25 protein-coding genes are annotated in these 23,843 nt (G+C 47.7%); 2 read left to right on the forward strand and 23 right to left on the reverse strand.

The features are described from left to right. Positions 1-78: 78 nt before the first annotated feature. From GN111_RS05655 to GN111_RS05745, 19 genes are all read right to left on the reverse strand, one after another. Positions 79-1,137, reverse strand: coding sequence for a sialidase family protein (locus GN111_RS05655; RefSeq protein WP_155302820.1), 1,059 nt, complete (start codon positions 1,135-1,137; stop codon positions 79-81). A gap of 29 nt (positions 1,138-1,166) precedes the next feature. Further along, positions 1,167-1,961 carry a glycosyltransferase gene (locus GN111_RS05660; protein WP_197740497.1) on the reverse strand — a complete coding sequence of 265 codons (795 nt, stop codon included), beginning with the start codon at positions 1,959-1,961 and terminating at the stop codon, positions 1,167-1,169. Between the two features lie 336 nt (positions 1,962-2,297). Then, positions 2,298-4,067: a B12-binding domain-containing radical SAM protein gene (locus tag GN111_RS05665; protein ID WP_155302822.1), complete on the reverse strand. Its 1,770-nt coding sequence runs from the start codon at positions 4,065-4,067 to the stop codon at positions 2,298-2,300. Further along, entirely contained in the window at positions 4,049-4,927 is an 879-nt protein-coding gene (locus tag GN111_RS05670) for a hypothetical protein (protein ID WP_155302823.1), read from the reverse strand. Before GN111_RS05670 ends, GN111_RS05665 begins: the two co-directional genes overlap by 19 nt. After that, a complete protein-coding gene (locus tag GN111_RS05675) occupies positions 4,900-5,697 on the reverse strand; it encodes a glycosyltransferase family 2 protein (protein WP_155302824.1) in 798 nt (265 codons plus the stop codon). The genes GN111_RS05670 and GN111_RS05675 overlap by 28 nt, the downstream gene beginning before the upstream one ends. 2 nt (positions 5,698-5,699) lie before the next feature. Then, positions 5,700-6,428: a class I SAM-dependent methyltransferase gene (locus GN111_RS05680; RefSeq protein WP_155302825.1), complete on the reverse strand. Its 729-nt coding sequence runs from the start codon at positions 6,426-6,428 to the stop codon at positions 5,700-5,702. Between the two features lie 83 nt (positions 6,429-6,511). Continuing rightward, positions 6,512-7,243, reverse strand: coding sequence for a cytidylyltransferase domain-containing protein (locus tag GN111_RS05685; protein WP_155302826.1), 732 nt, complete (start codon positions 7,241-7,243; stop codon positions 6,512-6,514). A gap of 74 nt (positions 7,244-7,317) precedes the next feature. After that, a complete protein-coding gene (locus GN111_RS05690; RefSeq protein ID WP_155302827.1) occupies positions 7,318-8,355 on the reverse strand; it encodes a glycosyltransferase family 2 protein in 1,038 nt (345 codons plus the stop codon). Positions 8,356-8,358: 3 nt separating this feature from the next. Beyond that, positions 8,359-9,099: a WbqC family protein gene (locus GN111_RS05695; protein ID WP_155302828.1), complete on the reverse strand. Its 741-nt coding sequence runs from the start codon at positions 9,097-9,099 to the stop codon at positions 8,359-8,361. Beyond that, a complete protein-coding gene (locus GN111_RS05700; protein ID WP_155302829.1) occupies positions 9,096-10,316 on the reverse strand; it encodes an aminotransferase class I/II-fold pyridoxal phosphate-dependent enzyme in 1,221 nt (406 codons plus the stop codon). The genes GN111_RS05695 and GN111_RS05700 overlap by 4 nt, the downstream gene beginning before the upstream one ends. Next, complete coding sequence (locus GN111_RS05705) at positions 10,313-11,503, reverse strand: DegT/DnrJ/EryC1/StrS family aminotransferase (RefSeq protein ID WP_155302830.1); 1,191 nt, start codon at positions 11,501-11,503, stop codon at positions 10,313-10,315. The genes GN111_RS05700 and GN111_RS05705 overlap by 4 nt, the downstream gene beginning before the upstream one ends. Before the next feature lie 9 nt (positions 11,504-11,512). Further along, entirely contained in the window at positions 11,513-12,325 is an 813-nt protein-coding gene (locus GN111_RS05710) for a sulfotransferase family protein (protein ID WP_155302831.1), read from the reverse strand. Then, complete coding sequence (locus GN111_RS05715) at positions 12,310-13,020, reverse strand: class I SAM-dependent methyltransferase (protein ID WP_155302832.1); 711 nt, start codon at positions 13,018-13,020, stop codon at positions 12,310-12,312. The genes GN111_RS05710 and GN111_RS05715 overlap by 16 nt, the downstream gene beginning before the upstream one ends. Beyond that, the gene (locus tag GN111_RS05720; protein WP_155302833.1) at positions 12,998-14,020 is read right to left on the reverse strand and encodes a hypothetical protein; all 1,023 of its coding nucleotides are present in this window, start codon (positions 14,018-14,020) and stop codon (positions 12,998-13,000) included. The genes GN111_RS05715 and GN111_RS05720 overlap by 23 nt, the downstream gene beginning before the upstream one ends. Next, positions 14,020-14,898 (reverse strand): sulfotransferase family protein, encoded by an 879-nt coding sequence (locus tag GN111_RS05725; RefSeq protein ID WP_170302147.1) that lies wholly within the window; start codon positions 14,896-14,898, stop codon positions 14,020-14,022. The genes GN111_RS05720 and GN111_RS05725 overlap by 1 nt, the downstream gene beginning before the upstream one ends. Positions 14,899-15,209: 311 nt before the next feature. Next, entirely contained in the window at positions 15,210-15,947 is a 738-nt protein-coding gene (locus GN111_RS05730; protein ID WP_170302148.1) for a glycosyltransferase family 8 protein, read from the reverse strand. 220 nt (positions 15,948-16,167) lie between these two features. Then, positions 16,168-17,106, reverse strand: coding sequence for an N-acetylneuraminate synthase family protein (locus GN111_RS05735; RefSeq protein WP_197740499.1), 939 nt, complete (start codon positions 17,104-17,106; stop codon positions 16,168-16,170). A 9-nt stretch (positions 17,107-17,115) separates the two neighbouring features. Next, positions 17,116-17,739 (reverse strand): winged helix-turn-helix transcriptional regulator, encoded by a 624-nt coding sequence (locus GN111_RS05740; RefSeq protein WP_155302836.1) that lies wholly within the window; start codon positions 17,737-17,739, stop codon positions 17,116-17,118. Positions 17,740-18,114: 375 nt separating this feature from the next. After that, complete coding sequence (locus tag GN111_RS05745; RefSeq protein WP_155302837.1) at positions 18,115-19,356, reverse strand: tetratricopeptide repeat protein; 1,242 nt, start codon at positions 19,354-19,356, stop codon at positions 18,115-18,117. A gap of 323 nt (positions 19,357-19,679) precedes the next feature. Here GN111_RS05745 and GN111_RS05750 point away from each other — a divergent pair, with 323 nt between their 5' ends. Together GN111_RS05750 and GN111_RS05755 are read left to right on the forward strand one after the other, a co-directional pair. Further along, the gene (locus GN111_RS05750) at positions 19,680-20,879 is read left to right on the forward strand and encodes an ATP-binding protein (RefSeq protein ID WP_155302838.1); all 1,200 of its coding nucleotides are present in this window, start codon (positions 19,680-19,682) and stop codon (positions 20,877-20,879) included. A 69-nt stretch (positions 20,880-20,948) separates the two neighbouring features. Next, positions 20,949-21,509 (forward strand): hypothetical protein, encoded by a 561-nt coding sequence (locus GN111_RS05755; RefSeq protein ID WP_155302839.1) that lies wholly within the window; start codon positions 20,949-20,951, stop codon positions 21,507-21,509. Here the strand turns inward: GN111_RS05755 and GN111_RS05760 are convergent. The 4 genes from GN111_RS05760 to GN111_RS05770 form a co-directional block, all read right to left on the reverse strand. Continuing rightward, entirely contained in the window at positions 21,506-21,772 is a 267-nt protein-coding gene (locus tag GN111_RS05760; protein ID WP_170302149.1) for a PilZ domain-containing protein, read from the reverse strand. The two genes, GN111_RS05755 and GN111_RS05760, sit on opposite strands and share 4 nt — an antisense overlap. A gap of 177 nt (positions 21,773-21,949) precedes the next feature. After that, positions 21,950-22,378, reverse strand: a complete 429-nt coding sequence (locus GN111_RS05765) for a DUF3783 domain-containing protein (RefSeq protein ID WP_170302150.1) — start codon at positions 22,376-22,378, stop codon at positions 21,950-21,952. 44 nt (positions 22,379-22,422) lie between these two features. Next, positions 22,423-22,809, reverse strand: a complete 387-nt coding sequence (locus tag GN111_RS33320) for a hypothetical protein (protein ID WP_170302151.1) — start codon at positions 22,807-22,809, stop codon at positions 22,423-22,425. A 189-nt stretch (positions 22,810-22,998) separates the two neighbouring features. After that, positions 22,999-23,700, reverse strand: coding sequence for a YkgJ family cysteine cluster protein (locus GN111_RS05770; protein WP_155302842.1), 702 nt, complete (start codon positions 23,698-23,700; stop codon positions 22,999-23,001). Between the last annotated feature and the right edge of the window lie 143 nt (positions 23,701-23,843).

Genomic DNA, 23,843 nt, shown 5'->3' on the forward strand with positions numbered 1-23,843 from the left:
TTTTTACAAAAATCATCTACCAACAATGTCAACTTACAATGGAACCCGATTCACCGCCTTCCATGTTACCGAAACCGGTTAAATGCCTAACCAAGAAAGGTCAAATCGAATTAGCGCCATAGAACAGCAATCGTCTGGGGAAGAAGCGATCCCCTCCATAGTGGGGGTTGTCTTGTATATTAAAAGAACGGTACCATCATTGGCTACTGTCATTGAAGAATAATCGAACCATGTCCCCCAAGTGGTAACCTCTTTATGCAAAGGCCAGCTTTTTCCTCCATCGAAGCTGACATGCACGGCACCATGTTCCCGGAATTTTCCAGTGCTGTCTGGATTGGCAAATAATAAAATATCTCGTCCGTCGCACATTTCCGGCGGATAGCGAATCATACTGGCATTGCATCCCTGTCGTATTTCACACAATTGGGCATCCGGTGGACCTTCAATAAAATGGACGCCACCATCTTGACTGACTGCAGTGTATCTTCCTCCGTCATCGAAATAGGCCCGGGCATTGAAATAGATATCCCCGCTTAATCGCTCAGCCAGGCACGCTTCTCCGGTTCCTTGCAAAAAATAATTGGAACTATGGATCGTTTCACCGTGATCATCGCTGTAAAACACCATGCTATAGCATTTCATTCGGCGGTCCGGTATAGAAAGATCATCATAGCCGTCCGAAGTGACGATGGTGCGCGCCGGCCAGAGAATCCGTCCTTTGTGTACCCCATATTGTATGACGATACCGGGAACGCTACCATGGGTGCTGCCTCTGGTGGTGCCTTCGACTTCGTGTACCAGCGGCTGCCAATCCACCCAGGTATCACCATTGTCGGCGCTCTGCAGCCAGCCACCGCCACACATCAGCAGCACTTTTTTGGTATCCGGATCGACGACGGCCGACCCCATGTGGTATTTTTCCCCAGCCTTCTTTCGAAGGTGAATCAGTTCCACCCATGTATTCCCATTGTCCGTACTTTTTTTCATGACAATATGGCATTCCCCCGTATCGTCGCATGGCGAGCACCAACGCTCCTCGCAGAAAGCCAGTATGCTTCCGTCTGGAGCCACGGTTATGGATGGTACATGATAGAAGGCATGCGTTCTTTGGGGAAATATTATCTGTTTTTCAAACATGATAGAACATCCCTGCTTTCAAGGGATATTTACGTATGGTTTTGATTAAGATAATCTCGCGCCCTCTGGGCACAACATCTTGACTCTGCTAATAGCTTTTCATATCGAGCCGGAGCGTGCTGGCCTGTTTTGCGATCGGGTCCATGCCATCGGACCGAATAGAGAATTTTGGGAAGGTGGTAAAATCGGCATCCGGCCATTGCAAAGCGCAGGTAGTGGTCATAGTCGTTGGCCGCCGTATAGGCTTCGTCCATCAGCCCGACGCTTTTGTGCAATCCGGTACGATAGAGTTTGCTGACCCCCAAGTGGAACCAGTCGGCCAGGCAGGTTTTAAAATCGTAATCCGGCAGCCGCATCTGGCGAATTATACAACCGGCATCGTCCACCACGTTCATGTCCGAATAGACGAAGTCGACGTTTTTCTCTTCAAGGGCCGACACCATCCCTTCGATCATGTGGGGATGGGGCATATCATCCCCAACAACATATGTGCAATATTTACCGGTAGCCTTTATTAATCCTTCGTTATACGTCCGTGTCGCTCCGATATCTTCATCGAAGTTAAGAATGATCAGTTTCCGATTCTGGGGATAGATAGTTTTGGGGGCTCGGATAATATCCCCACTCTCGCTCATCGATGATACCGGCTCGATAGTCGTTGTTTCAATTCTCCTCTGGAGAGATTGCAAGTACGCCTTTGTACCATCTTCGGAACCACCATCAACAATGATGATTTCTAAATTTGGATGCGTTTGAAACAGGCAATGGTCGACACATGCCGGCAGGTAATCACCTTGGTTAAAAGCAGGGATGACTATGGTCACTAGAGGTACTTCCTGGCAAGGTGACGAAGGGATTTTATTTTTAGACGGTACCGGATTCATGGCATAGAATCGAAGACCTGATGCATGTCATCTACTATTGCAGATCACTCTTGTCATCAACTAATTGTTCAGGCAGGGCCTTGTCCCACCTATGGGGGGATTTATCAAAACCGCGCCTTCTGGATGCGGATATTTACTTTATGCGCAAACCCTTAAGAGGTTTTATCTTTGCGAAATGTTTTTTGTGATTACAGGGCAGCTCCGTATCAACAGCGCTGAATCGCGTTCAGCCAGAAATGCTGCCCCCCTCATCAATTGATTGTACAGTCTGCTGATTCATGGAATCGGTATATCCCGCCTCATCCCCCTTATCTGTTGATAAATTTCCTTCTTGTAGGTCGAAAATATGAACAGTGGCTTAGGAGGCAGATGTTTCAATTCCTCAGGATCGTGAATACTGACCCCCGTATCGGTCTCGATGCCATGGAGACGTCTATTATTATCGAAGACGTGGCTGATGACGCAACCGTCAAGCAGGGAGGCACTGTCTTTGTAACCCTGTGAATAGCCAAAAACGTAAACCTCCTGCCCCTGCATTCTCTCAGCAACGGCCTCATAGGCCTCACGCTGCTCCTCGTTGGCCTGGATAAAAGTTCTTCGACACTGCATGATGTCGTCAATCGTCAGGTCACGAATAAGGTCCCTGAGTTCGGTATTTGTTGAATTTTCCATAATGTGCTGAAAGTCATCGTCATCCAGTTGAGTACGAAGATAAAGCAGATACCCTCTTCTCAGCCACAGTTCCGGTTCCCTCTCCAACAGAAATTCCATGCCATAGCGTTTAACGATAGGAGATTCTGGAAACGGTGTAAAATAAAACCAATCCAGCCTGTTCTTGGCAAGATCGAACGGCAGTTCCTTAAACAGTGCCAAAGTTTCTTCGAATGTCTCCTCATTCTCAAGCGGATTTCCACCAATCACGTGATACTGGACACCGAGATCATAGGAATGTATAGCACGTGCATGATCGACAATCTTATGATTGGGGATTTTCCGGTGATAAATATCTTTGGCAAATGACTCTGACCCGGATTGAATGCCAATGCTGGTTTCATCCAATCCGGCTTCAAGCATCAAGTGAAAAATGTCTGGATAGTTTTTTAAAACGATGGGATGAACGTGTGCAAAGAATTTGAGCCCAATCTCATCTCGGTATCTTGTCATGAACTCCCTGAAAAAACTGGGGGTAAAAAAGAAAAATTCATCCCGGAAACTGATACGTACAAATCCATTGGCCTTTGCCCTGGCCAATTCATTCATGACGTCATCCAACTCCCGGACCCGTCTGGATGACATTTTCAGTCCTTCATCCGAATAAAGGGTCTTCCAGTTTCCTCCAGAGCAGTAGCTGCACTTTTGCAGGCAACCCCGCCCCACAATGATCGGATACGAAAGATTCCATGGTTCGATCTGAAGGGCCTTGTCATTATCGATAACCGCGATATTTTCACTCCCGTACTCAGGATGCGGATACCTGGACAAATTTTCTTCCGGAGGCCGGAGCGGGTTGTGCTTTACACCTTCGCCGGTCTTAAAGGAAACGTTCCGGATTGATTCGAAACTTCCGTCGTCTCGCACGGCATCCGCAATATCCAGGCACGCTTCCTCACCATCACCGCGGACGACCAGATCAAATTCGGACAGATATTTTTCTGCAGACAATGTCGGCCCGAACCCCCCGGCGATTTTTAGTATCGACGGAAATCGCTGGCCTATTTTCATCGCAAGCACGGTGGCATAATCATCGAACAGAGACCGAGTCCCGACACCGACAATATCTGTGTCGAATTTTCTTATCTCACCAAACAGAAGCTCTTCCTCACTCTCGGATATGGGATTGATATCGTTTCCGCTGGCGAACAACCTTCCGTTTTCCAGCTTCTGATACTGGATTGGATGTTTCTGGACCAAATCGTTTCTTTTCTTCGAAAAGCACTTCAAAAAAACCATCTTCGTTTCATGCCCATTCTCCCTCAAATATGACGAAATGATCCTCAATCCGATTGCGACCTCATCGTAAAACGTCATCAAGAGCACTTTTGACATGAACTGATTCCTTCAATAATCGAACTTTTCGAAACGGAGAACCTGCCGGCGGTTTGCTTTACAAACATGCAAATCGATTCAGCAAACAGTGGCAGGAAGGTATCTTTAACAATTTTAGAGTTAAGGGCGTTGTCCAACTTCTTCTTTTTAGCGACATCTTTCTCAAAAAAACCGTCAATGAATTCTTCCAGCGCCTGCTTTGTTTCGAGGCCATTTCCGCCGGTCATATGTGTCACCAGCAACTGCCGCATGTGTCGGCCATAATGATAAAAGGCCTCGTTTTCGTACTTCACCGGGTGCCTACGGTGAAAAGCTATTCCAGGCTCAATCTGCACCGTCTTGAATCCTGAAAGCAGGGCTGCCATTGGGAGCCAGTAGTCCCACCAAGGCGCCCCGATGCAGAAGTGGCTGTTCGGAATTTTTTCAACCATGGATGGGTCGAATGCGAAAAAATCAAACCCCAATTCGTATAGACATCCATCTGTCTTGTTTATTTCATCGACATCGATACGACTCGAAAAATAGAGATGGTTGTGGATGTAAGACTGGAGCATCCTGTTCAGACCGGGGGAACGAAGCACAATGTCTGAATTTATTATTCCGAATATGGGCCTCTTATTTGTTTTCTCCAGCGAAAAAATGATGTCATCCAAATAAACAAGGGGTCTATTGTGCAGACTTCTGGCATCTCTGATAGCCTCAATGAAGGTCACCTTTGGAAATTCCTGCTTCAGTGAGCCGATTTCTTCCCCGCAATTAACGGAAACCGCATCGAAACCGGCATTCCGCCAGCTTTCAACCGCCAGTTTTTGCAGCGATTTACTGCCTGGCGTCAATGAGGTGCACAGGAGTCCGCGCATTGTAAATCCTTTTTGAGAGGTTTTGTGATAGGTGCGGACCCTTCCCTGAACTCCCGGAATTCCCCATTATCGATCCGACATCGCTCCTCACGAACAATGCCGTCTGCTTCCTCGAAATAGGCGTCGAGGCCTACAGCCGTTTTTTGCATGTTATGATATCTGAAACCGCCGATAAGCGCATCAATTGTATACAACCTGGCGTATCGGAAAAACCGGATCCAGAGTTCAAAGTCTCCGGCATACTGTAACCCAGCATCTAGGTGACCACCAGCCCTTTCCCATAAAGAACGCCTCCAGAATGTGCTCTCCTGTTGTATACAGCATTTGCGGTAAGCACCACCCAGATACTTTTTCCTTGACCAGACAGGCAACGTGTCGAAAACTTTTATCGTCTTCCCATGTTCATCATAAGCAGTGGGCCTTCCTGTTATCCATTCGACAGTTGGATGCTCCTGAAATACTTCTGCAACGATACTGAATGCGCCAAGATGATATTTGTCATCAGCATTGATCCAGGCCATAACATCGCCATTTGTCCTGGCAAACCCCTCCTGTATGGCCTCAAACTGACCACCGTCCGGCTCGCTGCGCCAGTATTTGATCTGTTTTTCATGGCGCCGGATAATATCAACAGACCCGTCCCTGCTTCCGCCGTCGATTACCACATATTCCACATTCGGATAATCCTGCCCGACAACCGAGCGGATGCATTCGTCCAGAAAGCGGCCTTGATTATAGGAAGGTGTGACAATCGAAATTAACGGCGACATCTTTATCTCATTTTTTGCATCAAAATGTTATATGAAAACGGTTTCCCGAAGGCCGCATACTCTTTTTGGGTAATATCCCGCCAGCATGAATCGTATGCCTCTTCCGTCATCATATAAATGTTGCCATCAGCCAACAACTCCTGAAACGGGACAAAACGATTCAGCGTCACTGACTTTTCAAACAGAAACTTCAAAATCGGACTGCTCCAGACAAATTCATTCTTGATGACAAGATCAAGGCAATGCAGAGACAATGCACCTGGAGCCATCACTCTCTCCATGTCCATCAGGATATCGGCAAACGTTATGCCACGGTCCTCCCTAATATGCTCCAAGACGGATATAGAAAATACAAAATCAAAATACTGTTCTTTCAACATGGGGTTGAAATTGCCGATATAGTCCTTTACCAAACGGTTTCCCTTCTCATCCGACGCTTTAACAGGGCCGTTGCCGAGGCCTTCATATTTATCGATGTTCCAGCATTCATATTCGGCAGTCAAGCTTCCAAGCACACGCGAATCGCCGCCGCCGATTTCCAACACCCGGCTCCCTGGTGAAACATTTTCGATAACAAACCCATATACAAGAAGATCCTGGTAGCATTTAAGGTCGCACACGGAGAAATCAACATGACATCCATACAGTCCCACTGCGCAGGCTGCCAGACAAGCCAAGTGCGTCTTTTTTGAATATGTATAGCCGTCGAAACATCCCGGCGATATTTTCATTTTCAAATTATCGTTCATTATTCATTGGCTTAAGGCGGGGTTCTGCAACTCTTCGATCAGAAAATGCTGGGTATTCGCATTTTTTATTCGAAATAGTCAGGATGGGTTTGCAAATAATATTCAATGAAATCTATATCAAATTCCGTATGCACATCCATTGATTCGATTTCTTCGATTTCATAATAATAACGCATCGGCCGCCCGGTGACAGTCAAACGCGGATTTTGAAAAAAAGTGTTCAACAGCGGCTTATATGTTTTTGGGTAATATTGCCGGTTAAGACCTGGATCGTTCCATACGGGGAAAAGGTAACCTTCCTCGTGAGCAAGCATCAGTTGCTCATAGCTTCGTGCTGCAGGAACGACCATCGGTAATTTGTTTTCCTTCATTGTACGAAACATTCCCTGATATGTTTTACTTCGGACCATGCAGTTATTGCAATTCATACTGAATGAATAATCAGAGAGCAACCTGAAGGCCGACCCCCAGTTCCCATTGAATTTTGGGATGTCCAGATTGAGGTCGGACGCGACATGTTCTGCAATTATTTTCCAAGCTTTCTGTAGACTGAATTCTTTATCATTATAACTAATCAGATATCGTGGACGAGGCACCACCCGCCAACCTGTTTCCAGCGCGGTGTCCGCGATTTTGTCATCTTCAGTGAACACATAATGGTAATCTACTGTTCCGCTTTTTTTCAGTTCCGTGAGGGGATAATGAATAAGCGGCTTACCGAGAACCGGGTATTTGTTTTTCCCTGGCAGCGTTGACCCCTTCCCCCTTGCCCAAGTGACACCGATTGTCATACTCATTTCTACCACTCTCTCTAATTCCTTCGGCAATGAGGCATTGGCCAGAATGGCCGAACATGAATTTCGTCTCTTTTTTATCTCTGGATACCCCCGGACCACAAGCAAATCATGGCGTACTTGGACAATTGAACAGACATGGCCCACCTGTTCCTGATCCGATCATTTCTGTTATTCAAAAGAAAAAAAATAATATAAAAAAACGCATATACTGGTTTCTCGCTTTTTTGCATAATATCTTTCAGGAAATAAACGATGGAATTTATGGTCTGCCGGTTGTACCGGTATGCATGCAGCCTGTTCGCATGGTTCCAGATTTCAACATAGGACAAATTGTGCTCTCTCATCCACATCTCAGAATCATCCGGAGTCCATCCCGCAGTGGAAACACCCTTTCCGGTTAGCCGGTAAGCAGCCATAGGTTCATCAATAAAATAAAAATCACCAAACTGCCCAAGAATAAACGAAAGAGCGACGTCTCCGAAAGCGATCTTGTTAAACCAATCAGGGAAAAAGCGATCGTCGACCAAATTTCGGAACATGAGTGTTCTTGACTTCAAACGAAGCCTGTTTTCGAAAATTTCTTTAACTGATGCGACTTTCCTCGGATAATAGCCGTGGCCTTTTTTCGGCGTTCCGACATTCCTGATTCCATTCTCGTACCGATGCTCATGCCAGTGATGGCAGGCGACAACATTATCGTCTCTTTCAAGTATGTCGACCTGTTTCTGCAATTTATCATGATCGGTCCAATAGTCGTCGCCTGGCAGCAAAGCAATGTATTTTCCACGGGAATTTCTCACATTATTCAGGAAATTCGAGCGCCCAGTCGGTCGGCCATTTACATATATTACGTCTTCTCTACTGTTCTGAAATACACGGATTTTGCCTGGATATTTTTCGGCATATTCCAAACAAATTTCTCGCGTTCCATCAGTCGAACCGTCTTCACCTAAAAGAATTTCAAATTCAAAATCCGTATTCTGCATTAGAATACTATCGACCGCCTGTCGGATATACTGGGCATGCTGATACGTTTGCACACAAACTGAAACCAGAATACCGTCGTAATCCTTTCTATTCTTCGGCACCACTGCACCGCAACGGGTCACCATTTCCTACAAGTCACCTAAGATACTGGGTTTAGAAAAAATAGCTTTAAATATTTCCTCTGGAGCATTCCACATCATGACATCGATAATAGATAAGGCGTCTTCAAATTTATACGGATCGCAGTTATATCTGAATGAAAAAAATTCGGTAAACTTCAAATCGATTCCGGCAAGATCCCATTCTTCCTGTCGAAAGATACCCCTGCCACCGGGGGGATTGATATATGCCTCTGCGCCGAGTTGCCGAGAAATTTCCAGCGCCCACTGTCCGGGATGAACAATCCCCCCCAACTCCAGCTCCATTTTTGAACATAATTCCCACTCAAAAGGCAACCCGATGTAACGGCATACAGCTGCAAGGGCTGAGATATTAAGATCCACAAGCAAGTTTGATCTGGACTTTAGAAACGCGTCTTCAACTATTGCTTTTACATGGTGGAAATATGGTGCTCTTTTTTTATAGTGCTCCACCTGGGCTAAAATCAGATCCAGCGCGGAAGGAATATCTTTAACGCGAATGTCCTGAATTCTTGCTTCCCGCGGAGCCTTTTCAACCGGCACATGCACATACTGCCAGCTCGTGTCTGATCGGTTTGAATTCGGCGGACGCAAAATGCGATTCCGGTTCATCCAGCTTTTCCGCTTATACTGGCAGACATCGAATACAACCCATCTATCCGCCCTGCTGATCAATTCAAAATACCCTATATAAGGGAAAAAATAAGGCTGCATTATGCCAAGTCTCATGAATTGACCCCGGAAATCCGATTGTGTATCTTTGACGCGTTTTTCTCGCAAAATCTTAGAAACTCACATAGTCGAGCCACATCCTCAATGGACACGGATTGCCCTACAGGAAGCTGCATAAGCCTGCCACATAAAAAGTCCGTTGCAGGCAGCTTATCGATGCATTCGGCATATTGTTTGGAGAATGGCAGTGTTCGATGCACACCGGGCATGAAATATCTTCTGGCCAAGACATTCTCCGTTTCAAGAATCCGCACGACTTCATCCCTATTCAGGCCGAATGTTTCCGGCTCCACATCGACAACCAGATACTGGTAATTGTTTTGTTCATTTTCGTCGAAACTTGCGGGGAGAGAGATCCCTTCGATACCTGAAAGGTTGCTGCTGTATGCATAATAGAGGGCCTTGTTCCTTTCGCGGTTGGCCGGAAAGTCCTCAAGGCTCAACAATCCCATCACGGCCTGTGCTTCCGACATCTTGCCATTGATCCTCACCGGCACGGGAGTATAACTTTCATTGGCATGAAAATTTCTCATAGTTCTCAGTTTATCGGCCATCAGGTCATCGTTGGTTGCTGCAAAACCTCCCTCGGCAGCATTGAGCACCTTTGTCGCATGCATGGAAAACACTTCAACGTCACCATGGTTGCCAACCATAATACCACGATGGGAACACCCAAAAGCATGCGCTGCATCGAAAAAAAGAGCAAGCTTGTTTTCGCTTGCCAGCGTTTCCAGTTGCCGCGTATCGCATGGGCGACCCCACAAATGAACGCCAAGTATTGCACATGTATTCGAATTGATGAGCTGTGCCGCCTTTTGTGGTGAAATATTATGCGTGGCCGGATCGACATCGCAAAACACAGGTTTCAGACCGGCCCATACGAGTGTTTGAACAGTAGCGATGAAGGTGAAGGCTGGAACAATCACTTCGCCCTGGAGCCCAAGGCAACGGGCTGCCATCATGAGCGATATCGTTCCATTGGTCATGCATACAATATGCTTTACTTTCAAGAAATCTGCAAGGCGATCTTCAAGCTCATTCACCTTGGGCCCATGATTGGTAAAAAAAACTCTGTCAAATATTCCCTGGAATTCTTTCTTGAAGTGTTCCCAGTCTGGGAGGTTGATCTGACCGACATGTTTGTGGTCCTTGAACAGCGGCGCGCCCCCGAATACCGCAAGGTCGTCCGTTGTTTTTTTATGGTCCGCCGTCATAATTTCTCTGAAATTTCTCCATCATTGTCCTTTATGAAACGAAACAGATCAGCAATGCGCCGAATTGTCTCTTCATCAACGAAACGACCGACAGGCATCGACACAAATCTTTTGGACAGTCGTTCCGTGTTTGGCAGAGCAGGCCGATCCTTTATCATGGGTATCTGATGCGACAAGTGTAGCGGCAGTGAATAATAAGGCTTCACATAAGCGTTTTCTTTTGTGCATATCTGGCAGATTTCGTCTCTTGACAGCCGCCAGGCCGAATCAACCTCGAAAATAACGAAGCTATAATTATACTGCGCCCCATCTCTGTATTGTAATATACTGCATCCCGTCATATCTTTAAAATAATCTCGATACAAATCATAGCGGTGTTTATTTTGCTGAACAACGCCCTCAACTTTTTCCAAAGAAGCCAGCGCCAAGGCTGCATGAATTTCATTTAATTTCCCATTCAGCCCGAAGCACGAAATCTTATCTTTTGAAGCAAATCCAAATGTGCTTATTTTATGTAATTTTCTGGCCAAACCGGGATCATTGGTTGTGATGTACCCCCCCTCAAAGCCATTGATAAGCTTGGTGGCATGAAGAGAAAAAATTTCAGCATTCCCGAATCCTCCAATCCTTTTCCCATGATATGTACAGTGAACCCCGTATACAGCATCAAAAATAAGCGGAATTTGTCTTTCTCCTGCTATTTCTTCAATCTCATTTATTGCGCAGGGGCTATTTACTTGGTGGACACCGATTATTGCTACGGTATCGCTATTGACGCTCCGTCTGATCGCTTCGATATCGATTGTATGTGTTTCAAGATCACTGTCGCAGAACACAGGCGTAAGATTGTTCCATATTGGCAAATGTGGAAGGCCCGCATATGTAAAAGCCGGAATAATAACGTTTTTCCCCTTCCGGATCTGCAGGCATGCCTCGATAAGCGCTAAAGTAGCGATACAGGCATTGCAGAAAGTCACACAAAATTCAACGTTATGATATTCACACAATTTTTTTTCTAAAAGACGTACGTTTGGACCAAAGTTTGTAATCCTCCTGTTCAGAAAACTGTCTTTAACGTATTTGAAAAAGGTGGCGGGAGAACCGGCGTCAAGCTGGCCCCTGGGACGAACTTGTGTGAATACAGGTTCACCGCCGAAAATCGCCAGATCTTCTACTTTTTGTTTCATCACAGGCGTCTATAAAAATCGTTCCATGGGAGTGCCACGCACCTCCGACAGGATTTCACGGGCTATATCTTTGGACAAAGCCTGTTCCCACCGGTTCATTACGGTTTTATCCTTAAAAACAGAACGCTTATGGTCGCAGTGTCTTTTCTGCGACTCAATCAGGAAGCTTCCGGTCTGCTCTGTCCAGGCAAGCCCTGTTCTTTCGAAAATCGGCTTGATCACACGCTTCGGATTTTGCACCAATTGATTATAGCTCAGGACAACGAACCGGTTTGGATAGTTCTTTTCATATTCCAGAAAATCCGAAGCAACACGCTTCCAGTCTTCAAACCCCCAGAATTCTTCTTCAGAAGTTTTTCTGCAGGCACCTGACCGCCAATGATGAACGGGGTCACAGTCGGCAGGAAATTCAAGCGGATTATCCAGCCATGAGTGTAAGGCTGCGCAAGGGTGCCTGACAATTCCGACAAAAAACAGGCCGGGATTTCTCTGAATTATAAATTCATTCAAATGATGAAACCGAGTCGATTTGATAACGAGGTTATGGGGAGAATGATGTCTGTCGTTAAATTCCGGCAAAATATTCCGCCCCTGCTTCCGCAGATAGATCTGGTCCATGTATTCGGAAGGTGTCTTATATACTCTCCTGAAAAAGTCACGCCACTCGGCAGATGTACTGCCGGAATTCATCTCATTTTTAAATTCGTATGAGAAAAGAGGACATAATTTCAATCGAACGTCCGGGCATGACGCGAAAATTTGAGATATCCAGTTCGTTCCGGATCGGGGCATCCCGGCCAACCAGATTATCTTTTTGTACACTGCTGTTCTCCAGGTGCAAGGATTGCATCGTATCTGTAGTAGGCTGCGTAAAACTCCCTTGGCATGCTCGAAAATTCAACGGACCACCCGGTCTGCCGAGCCAGGAGACTGAATTCCGATTTCGTTCGCCACAAGCCGATGTCTGAGCTGTGGTCGTTTTCAATACCCGCCGTGTATCGCCTGTTTTCATAAAACCTGGGCATTTCATCTTTATCTGGAAGGTTGCCGACAAATAGACGCTCAAGGGAGGAGAATGTGTCGTGAAGCTTTAAAAGCAGCTCATAAGCCGATTCCCTTCTCAGGTACTGAAACGCCCCGTAACATAAAGCCTTGTTGAATCGTTCCGGGGAATGTTCTTCAGCAACATATTCCACCACATCTTTTACGATAAGAAACTCATGGCCCGGCTTTTTAAAATTCTGATTTGCGACTCCGATTAGCGGAGGGGAATAGTCTACACCAAGACCTGATCTGCATTTGCTGAAAATGTATGTACTGAGAGCACCGTTCCCGCAGCAAAGGTCCAGAACGACATCACTTCCGCAGATCTTCAGCCCCTTGCTGATCGCCTTGACGATCATATCGATCTGATCCGGTGACACCGGCGCCCCATTTACAGTGCGCCTGACCTGGCCCCAGAAATCATCAGGGGCGCATTTTTCAGGGTGAATTTTATAGTTGAACTTTTCCGCCATCTTCTCCCTCCCCCTTGTCCTGAATCAAGAGCCACCCGATAATAGCGGCAATTTTTTCTATTTTCAGCCCATCATACCCGTGATCATCTTTGCAGGGATCTGGCTTAAATTTGAACAGAACGTCCCTTCCGAGATATTTACTCGCAACCCTGCTGTTTGATGCCTCATAGCTGCAAAAGACTTCATACCTCTGCTTTTCAGTCATCAAAGGTGCCTGGCTGAACAACTCGGTGCCTTCCGTCAACCGGCTCAACTCAATGAACTTTTTATGAAACAACCGCTTCTTCTCAGTTGAAACGGGAAGTCCATTCAGGATTCTCTGGAACTCGAGAAGGTCACGATTAATTCGCGTGTTAACCGGTTCAGCCGTCCATTCAAATTTCTCCGGTGACAATCCAACTATCTGAAGGAAATCGTGCCGGGTATCTCCTCCAGCCAAGTCTCCATCCTGGTAAGGTCTCACAATCAGGTGGGCATGACCAAACACCTTGGCCCAATCGTCAAGACGAGCTGCATAGTTCCACAGCAGACGGTTCTCATCAACACTTTCCAAAATTGTCCCTGTATATCCCTGTGCCTTTACCGCCTGATTGTACCAGGACACATGTGCTTCATCCTGGCGCCTGATATAAACAACCACCTTTATTGAACCCGGCGAGAATCCCGCCATATCAATCAGCCCGGCAAGGCGTTCAGGGTCCGGCAGCAGGTAAAAATTTTCACTGCTGATTATCACGCGGGACTTCGTTTTCAAGCAGTCAACCAGCGACCTGGAAATATCTTCCAAGGAAAGCGTTAGTTTTGAAGCCCACTGCGGATATCCACCGCCCAAGAGAAAGGCCAGGTCGTGGTGGCCATATCCTCTGATGTTGACGTCCGGATACGCCCATCCCTCACGGTTCAGATTGGCACGGTTTTTAAAAAGGAATTTCTGTAATGACGTGGATCCGGTTTTGGGTCCCCCTATATGTAAAATACATATTTTACCTTTATTCTCCATCAGGCACAGACCGCTTCGATCAGATCATCATATGAATATCCAAGACTTTCAATTAATTCCGGGCCAATATTCTGCAGATACTGTTTGAAAAAATTTTTCAGCGCTGGCGTGTCCAATATCTCCCGCCATTTCTCCGCCACACATGTTCTAAACTCCCAGCGCTCATTAGAAATGCTTTGATCGCCGAACCTGCTGCTTGGAAGTTTGTGCACCAATTGCTTACCCCTGTTTTCAGGATAAGCTAACCCCAGTTTTATGAAAAGTCTTTTAAGAACCGAATCTGGCGCGGCTACCAACTCTTCATATCGAAGGGTAACCGCTTTCTTGCCGAGCAACCTAATACCGACGAAGAGTTTCTCCGGGCCAGTCAACATATCCAGAGTATAGTTTTCGTCTTGACTGAATTTTTCAAGATCCTTATCGAACCATGTAGACAGCGCAGAAGTCATTGCTGCAAGCGGGTTTCGAAGGAGAATTATGAATCTAGCCTTCGGGAAAATGCGGTCCAGTTCCGGGATGATATTGTAGTACCTGGGTGTTTTGTCGAGAAATATCTTTTTCCCATGAAACGCAAGCGCCCGCTCATACAAAACACTGGCCTGGGCACGAATCCCTTCAACAAGCAGTTCATCAGAGGCTCCTATATGCGAAAGGAATCCGGCAGTAGCTTCCCGGGCCAGAGCAGCGTCATATTCGGTTATAATACCGGTTGATTTTAGAAGATAGGCCAGGTGAAGCATGATCCACGGCTCCGGCAGCGTCGCAATATCAGGATGCCCGCCTATAATCTTCTGAAGCATCGTTGAGCCGGATCTCGGCAGCGAAATCAGGAAGATTATATTGCCGCCCCGCCTGGACCATTGAACAGTTGAATTCATCAGTTCCTCACGGATTTGCATTTCCATTCAAATGGAAAAGTTAAGAACATCCCTGACAATTTGAGGTAATCGTCTCCCCCAGCCTTTAGGGGCTGGGGAGTGACGCACGGTCGTCCTCTCGGTTATAGTTGTTTTGCCGAACAATTATCACCACAAGGAGGACACAATGACCACATCTGAAAAATTAGCACACAAACGACTCACCTTGCTACAACTTGCTGAAAAACTGGTTAACATCTCAAAAGCGTGCCGCATGCACAAAGTGTCTCGCAGTCAGTTTTACGAGGCTGTTGTTCCCACATTTGCCCCCATCACCACTTCTCGTAATACTCGAACCATAATTTTTCCAAGTCCTCATACCCCTTTTCACCACCCAGCCACGGTTTTCCGCCCACAAAATGGATCACATGGTGGTCGATCCTGCCCCAATGCTCAGGCGTTTCGCTGTAGATGCGCTTTCCGGCGTTATATTTGATGTCCAGTTTCTTCCAATCTTTAAAATAGGAGTTCAAAAACCCCTGATCGCCTCCATCGTAGGTGTACAAAGTGTCCTTTTGAGCCATGATATCCTCGAAAACGGTTTTGTCTGGACGGATGACCATCATACCGCTGTTGAACCGGTCCTCCCAGTAGGGGGTGCAGGCACAGGCTGCGAAGTCCTCGCCAATCTCAGAAAAAAGATGGTCGATGCTTTTAACGACGATCAGATCGCTGTCCAGATAGATGACTCTCTCGAATTCGTCGTAACCGAAAACATGAAACTTGGTATAGGTGTAGGTAAAATCATTCAAACGAGGGGCGTTGTCCCCGATCCCTGCCTTGACCGACACGATTTTTTCGACCGGCCGACAGATGATGCCAGCATCGACAAGTTTCTTTTCTCCGTCTTCGGAAAGCTCACAGGTCATGGCAATCAGCGGGAAGCGCGTCTTGTCTCTCAGGGATTTGTACATGCAGACTGCGCCGTCCACATATTTATCCCGGGCCACAAGGGTGACATAGGCAAATTTCTGCAACCCGTTATCTTCAGTACTGCTGGAAAAATTCATAGCTCCGCTTTTTCGATTACATATCGAAAGATCTTGTCTGTCTTCTGCAGATATTGTTGTTGGTCGCTGATAAATAACAAAGCGGCCATTTGACCGTCCATCCATTTAATGGATGATTTATTTGGCGCCAGTGCCCTAAAAAGCTTTACTAACCACTGGCACGATATCGTCCCCGTTTGCCGCATCTCCTTCTGTTGCGTTCACCACTCGGAACGACGCCTTATTTCTGGTGACCTTCGCACATACGGTTTACGTGATTTCTCAGTCTAGCCTGAACCCGTTTTTCACTTTCGTACACTCGCTTAACTCCGTCTCCCATGGCTTGCTCCACTAGACGAATATGATCGACCATGGTTTGTAGTTCATGGGGCTCTAAAGAAATGGCTTGATCACTCCCCCACATGCTTCGATCCAAGGTGATATGGCGCTCTACATAACTGGCCCCTAGTGCAACAGCCGCCAAGGTTGGGGTGATACCCTTTTCATGGCCGGAATAGCCTACAACGAGATCGAATTCCTGTTTAAAACGATTAATTACCTTGAGATTAAGCTTTGCAGGGTCTCCATTATAATCGCTGGTTGTATGCACGATAACCAAAGAACGCCTGTCAAAAATCGAAATTGCCTTCCGAATTTCATCCATGGTCGACATCCCGGTTGACAGGATTACGGGCTTTCCCTGGGCGCAGATACTTTCCAACAGTGGATAGGCGGTAAGACTAGCTGAAGCGACTTTATAGCAATCCGGTGCGTAACGCTTTATGAAATCGACAGAGGCTTCATCCCAGCAAGATGCGAACCAAGAAATACCTTTCTGTTTGCAATGGCTGTCAATGCTGTCATATTCATCGATCGAAAATTCAACTCGATGCCGATACTCAAGATAACTCATCTTTCCCCAGGGAGTTTCACGTATGACGTCACGCTGAGTCCTGGGTACACATTGATCCGGGAATCGTTTCTGGAATTTGACGGCATCGCAACCCGCTTCAACAGCGGCATCGACAAGCGCCAGGGCTGTTTGCAGCGATCCATTATGGTTGATGCCCACCTCGGCTACGATATAGGCAGGATGCCCGCCCCCCACTTTGCGTTGCCCGATAGATATCTCAGCGGGTTTGATATCAATGTGCCAATTGTTTGGATTGAATGGTTTCACGTATGCCTTTTAAATATCCGAGAGTCTTTTCACCTGAGTCGAATTATTTACAATCGACCGGACTTGTTGATATATCTCTTCCTGCCTGCCGAACGATGTAATGACGACGGCATCTGGTTCTATCCCACTGATATCTTGGGGTGCCTTAATTTCCTGACCATTGAAGATCCGGCCCTGCTTGTCCTCGTCACTGTCTACGATACCGATGATCGCTAAGCCGGTTCGTTTCGCGGCCGCATATACGATTTCAGCGGTTTCTGCCGCGCCGAATAGAACGACGGTCCGAATGCCTTCTCTATAGAAGCCATCCAGAATGTTGGATATTTCTTTTTTGGCTGTGCCATATAGCCTCACAATCTCAGCAGAGTAGTCCAGCAACGACTGTCGGAGCATGACATGGCCTTTCTCCGATAGATGATATTGTTGGGTGCGATTCGTTTTCCCGGATACGGTGACGACGCCTTCCTGTTTGAGCCACTTGATGTAATTATTCACCATCGTACTGCTCAAATCCGTTCTCGATGCGATTTTATGCTGGCTGCCACTCGGATTTTCGTAAATACAGTACAATACGGATAAAAGCCGTAACTGCTTGGTGGGGTTCAGATATTTCAGCGGGGAAGCATTTATCATCTGCTTGCCGTTCGGACAAACTTGAATCAAAGCGAAAAGGATTTGAAGTGCACGCTTTTCCCGAGAACTGTCTGAGCAGGTTGCGTAGGCGCTCTGTAGGGGTATTGATCGATCAGACTCGTTTAACCATACACTTAATGGATGGTTTTAATTGACCACAGTCTATTTGTGTTGTCAAGATAATATTTCTCGTCCCTGGAGGTGCTCTCCGGCAAATCCGAAGATGCTCTCTTCGATCCGAGGCCCTGTACGGCATTTATCGATTTTTTTGTTAGGGAATTAGAACCATAACGTGTACTAAATAGCCAGAAAAGGCTCTTCTAAAGAGCTGTCATTATACATGTGTTTCAAGCAGGTCAAGAAGGAATTCACACATCAGCCGGTTCGGGAAAACCCGCTGAATTCATCACCATTTTCATCCATCGGTACGCCATAAATATCCTCGCCGTCAAACTTGAAAACGATGTGCGATGGATCGATGGTGCCGTCGGCGGTTTCGTTTTGGCGAATGGTAAAACCCACCGTGGCCGTCAACGTGTCCTCATCGTAGAGAACATAATCGGGATAGGGATTGAGCGAGACCTCCGTCTCCGGAATCGTGTCACCGAAATTGTAGGTCTCGGCAATATTGTTACTCGAGGCCCTTGAAATGGACCAGTTAAAAATATTTTCCACCGAAGCTCGATCCATATCTTTGGTAAACAAAAATTCCATGGTCATCGATTTTTCGGCACCGGCATTTTCCAGATAGGAATCGATGTTTGAGACCAGATAGCCTTTGGTAGCGGTGTATGGAAATGAACTGTTCGCTAAAGCGAAAGCGATTTGGGGCGGTTCCTCTTCGTTGATGTAATACTTGAGCGTGGCGGCCAGGTCTTTGTCCAGATCGCCAAGATCCGCCTCAATCCCCCTGGCCTTCTCGATCTCGCCCATGTCAGCATAGGTAAATCCGATCTCGGCCATGGCATCATAAAAATCGGGTTGGAGTTTGAGCGCCCGCTCAAAGTGCTCGATGGCTCTATCGTACTGCTCGTCCTGGGCGTACATTTTTCCCAGTCCGTAATCGCCGGCATAGCTCTCCGGATCGAGCCGTTTCACCTGATTGAACTGGTATTCCGCTTCACCGTAGTTGCCAACTTTTATCAGCGCTTCGCCATAGGAGTAGCGATTGGTGGCACTGGGGTTCACCTGGACTGCATCCCGGTATTGTTTGGCAGCCTCATCGTAGCGTTCTTCGGAATAAAAAAGCTGTCCTAACGACGACCGCAGCGTATCATCGTTCGGATTGCGCTGGATGGCCGCCTGGTAAGTTTCGATGGCCTTGTCGGTTTCTTCAAGCTTCAGGTAGGTCTGTACCAGGTATTTGGAAGATTCGATATTGTAATCCGAATACGGGGCCAGGTTAATGGCGGCTTCGAACGATTTGGCCGCTTTCTCGTATTCTTCGTTCAGATACTGGTCGATACCGGTCTGCAAGAACTGGTTGGAAAGATTTTCCATCCCCTCTTGCTGGTTCGAGAGCGCGTCGAAAATCGAGGTAGCGTCCTTTTCTTCGAACAGCCCTGAATTATTGATCGCGTTCAAGGAATTGTTTAAAATGGTGTCTATTCCACTCATCGTTCGGCTCCCGTATGCAAAATGAATGAACGGAACGTCGGCAGCATCCAATCGGACCAGTATGGCCTCTTCTTACCCATTCACTCTATTTCTTTATCGGTTGTTATCAGCCGGCACTTTAGGCCGATTCCTACGACAATCAAGTCCTTTGCAGCATGGCCATTATATTTGAATTGACATGCCAGTCAAAATGCACATTTTCTAAAATAAATAAAAGGACATCACGTTTCTTAAGTTCCCGAATTGCAGACCGATAAATTAATGAAACGCTCCTTGTCGTCGAAACCATACGTCTCAATTTTTCGCTTGGAACTTCCTTATTTATGAATACGATAACACCTGCCCCCACACACCATAATGATCTGAAGCAGCAGTTGCGCCAACTGGAATCCATCGCTGCCCTTTCCGGTGGCATCGCGCACGACTACAACAACTTGCTTACCGCCATCATGGGCAATCTTTCGCTGGCCCTGGAAACCATGGATACCGACACCGAGGTCTCCCATCTGATCGAAAACGCCCTGGCAGCATCGCGAATCGCAAAAACTCTGACACGCACATTGATCACCTTTTCAAAGGGCGGGCTGCCGACAAAATCCCCCACGGATATCGTCCGGCTGGTCGAAAACACCGCTGCGTTTTCTTTCAGCGGCTCCAACATTCGCTGCGAAATGGTGCCCGCTTCGGAGATCTGGCCCGCGCATGTCGATGCACAGCAAATCGGCCAGGCCGTCCACAACCTGATGATCAATGCAGCAGAATCCATGCCATCGGGTGGAACCGTCAAAATCAGTTTCGAAAACACAATCCTGGACAGCCCAAACACCACCCTGCCCCCCGGTAACTATGTCCACATTGCCATCGAGGATCATGGCGTCGGCATTCCCGTCGAAAACATCGACAAAATCTTCGATCCTTATTTTTCGACCAAGGCCAAAGGCGAACAAAAAGGCACCGGTTTGGGCCTTTCCATTTCGCATTCCATCATCGCCAAACATGGCGGAGAAATTACGGTCTACTCACGAGTAGGCAAGGGAAGCACCTTTCACATCCTGCTTCCCGCTTCGGATGACCTTGTGAAAGCCGAACCGCCGAAAAAGAAACCAACACCTTCGGTGCAACCGGGCAAAGCGATCACCGGTCGCGGCAAGATCCTGGTCATGGACGATGAGGTCATGATCCTGGAACTGGCCAGCAATATGCTCAAACATCTGGGTTATGAGGTCGATTCCGCCGAAGAAGGCGAGACGGCTCTTCGTAAATACAAAGCGGCCCTTTCCTCTTCGGCGCCCTACGATGCCGTCATTCTGGATCTGACCATCAAAGGCGGCATGGGCGGTGAGGATACAATCCGGCGGCTTAAGGAGATCGACCCATTGGTAAAGGCGATTGTCTCCAGCGGGTATTCCGAAAATCCCGTCGTCGCCAATTATGCCGATTACGGGTTTCGTGAAGTCGTGGCCAAACCTTACGAAATGGTTGAATTCAGCCAGAAATTGCACCGGGTGGTCAACGCTGAGTGAACGCCTGCCCGGTGATGCCGGAAAAAACTAAAAATCAGTTATCCAGTGTCCTCCGGGAGGCGTCGTCAGTTGACCATCAAAATTTTAAAGAATCTCCATTTTACAGGAATGTTCTTACTATTCCTGTTGCTCGCGTCCTGTACAGGACCCAACCGGGCGATTCGATCCGATCCCTCAGCAAAACCCACTGACCAGCTCATTGCCGACCTGACACCGGATATCGAGGCCCTCTATCTTACCTGGCATGACCTGGATCAGATTTATAAGGATATGAAATTCCTTGAACGGGGATTGCTGTTCGACCCGGACGACCGCCAATTGGGTTACGTTCAAAAAGTCGGGCTCTATATTCAGGACGCCTCGGTCCGAATCCATCACCGCTGGGAGCAACTGTCGATATTGGCGTACATCCGACCCGACATGCTGGACGACTACCTGACTTTGAACGTCAAGGCATTGACGGCTACCATCGACGAAATCGGCTACGACGACCGGTTCATTGCCATCTATGCTGGCTTTATCCACCAAAAGGCCTTTATTGGGGACATCGACAGGGCACGGGCCAAAATGAAAGAGGCGGTGGGTTTGCTGGAACGGCTTCGCGGGAAGCTGATGCCGGTTGGGGGTTAAAAGAATTCTATCGCGAAACCTTCGTTGTTGGTCCACAAAATCCGGCCTTTGCGCTTGACGCTTTTCTTGCCACTGGTAAACGGTATGCTCAGGATGGCCACATCCCCCTTGTCAACCTGGTTGACTGCCTGGGTCATCACAAAAGCACCGCCTAAACTGATATCCTTCAGCGTCCCGGCATAGGCTTTTCCTTTTGCCGAAAAGATTATCTCGCTGCCGTATAGTTTGCGTTCATACCGCCTTCTGAATTCACCGGACTCCATGCTTCGGCGCATCCTTTCGCAAAGGGCCGGGCGGCAGTTTCCATTGAAGGGTAATCGGATATTCCATAGGTACTGTTTCGGCAGATGTCAGCGACAACCTAAATGGTAAAACGGATTTCTTTTCAAAAACGGGCGATTCCGGACAAAGTGGCGGCTGTAATCGACAACGCCCCGGTTTCATCCCCTCTTTTTTCCTGAAAGCGCTTTTCTCTCTTTATTCAGTTCGTTCAGGAGTCCGTCCAGGGTCCAGGTTTCGGAAGTCGGGGTCAATGCGGCCCACAGGGCCTGCTTCATACCAGACTTGCGGCAGACGGCCATCAGGGAATGAAGCTGGTTTTCGGTAATGCCGGAGACGATCACGGCGCGTGAAAGCCTTGAATCGCGGCCGCTGCCGGTGCCATCGGAAAGCTGGAGCAAAGTGGACAGGGTTTCACCGGCATTCTCGTGATTGGCCCAGACAACTGGGGTTTTTGCAAGGCCGGCCATTTCGAGCACAGCGGCGAATTTGGACTGGGCCTCAGCGGGAAACCCGCACAGCAGCAGCTTTTCGGGGCCGTACATGGGCGTGTCGGATCTTTGGACTTTTTCGAAGGTACCGTCGGTCATCTCAGTCTCCATTACCAGAAGAGGAAAGTATCGATAAAGATGCGTCAGAAAGGCCGAACTTTGGGCCATCGGGCGACAATCTGTAAAAGTTCTCGGATAAAGGCGCAGCTGCATTTCTGCGGACAGGGCGTAAAATCCGTTTTATTCAGGCAATATCCGGGGCAGTCGTCATTACCGTGACGATTGCTCTCGTATCTCGGCCCATCATAGAGATGTTCGAACTGTCCGACAACACATGCCAATGTCGTTCCACAGCGGTGGTTGAACAGTAGCAGGCCGTTGGTCAGTTCATCGAAAGTGGGCATGTATCCAACCAGTTCGACAGTCGGATCCCGCATAAACGCATATACGGTTTCCCATCGGGTCTGGCAATTATTGCAGTTTTGAAATTCGGGGCGAAGACTGGCGCTGGCGGTAGCACTTGCGGTCATGAATCAGCATTCTCCGGTTCAGGTCAACATCGTGCATACTACATACGATAATTTGGTAAATGACGCAATCCGTCGAAACCACAACAAACCCTTTAAAAAGCACAACCGGACAAGCAAGAGGCCCAAAAAGAAGGGCCCTAAACCCATGGACATCGAGCGACGCCGGGGAATCTGACTTTGCTTCCTGTTTCAGACCCCTTGGCATCCTGTCATACGGGCATGCTTGCGGGTGCCTGGATATTGGCGGCAGATGGCGGGTCGAACGTCGTGGATCGTGCAGATATATCTGTTCGGGACGTCACCGCGTTTCAACCAGGGGCAGGTTTCCGCATACCGATTGGTTCCGGGAACCATCCAGATCCGGCAGGCCGTAACCAAGCCGTCCTGCTTAGTCGTACCTACCCATTTGAGGATATCGGTGCGCCCCAATTCAACCCAACGCCGGTAGTCGGCTACGGTGCAACCGTCCTTGTAGGCCAGTTTTCGGCAGCAGCGGCCGCACTGGAGGCAGATAAAATCGTCCATCCCGGTTTGGATCCATAAGCCCGGCAAAGATCGACCTTCCTTGCTCCGACCAGGCTTCACAGGGGTCTGGAATACCCGGGCGCATATTTTGGCCATCTGCTCCGGAAGTGGAAGCTGCCGGTCAAGCTGCTTGAGGATGAATTCACCAAGTCGGTCGACAGGCAGTGGCAACGGTTTTTTCAGACTGGATGATTTTAACCAGACCCTTTGACGATTTGGCTCTTGTATCAGATAGGCGTCATCGCCAAAAACCAGTGGGACCAGGGAGGCCAGAAGTTTCAGTTGATCGGGGTACTGGGAAAAGTCACTGGCAATGGCGGCCACAGCCTCGTCAAGCGTAAGGAAAAGTTTCTCCCTATAGGGCATCTTTAATTAACCTTGGCTTGTTACACATGGGGGACATTCCTTTCATACTCCGACGAATCCGTTCAAATCAAGGCTCTTGCATTGTAACCGCAAAAAGCGTCACCGTTTTTTTTAAATCCGATGTTGACTTGAAGGTCGTTTTT

The organism is Desulfosarcina widdelii (genome assembly GCF_009688965.1).
GTDB classification, from domain to species: domain Bacteria; phylum Desulfobacterota; class Desulfobacteria; order Desulfobacterales; family Desulfosarcinaceae; genus Desulfosarcina; species Desulfosarcina widdelii.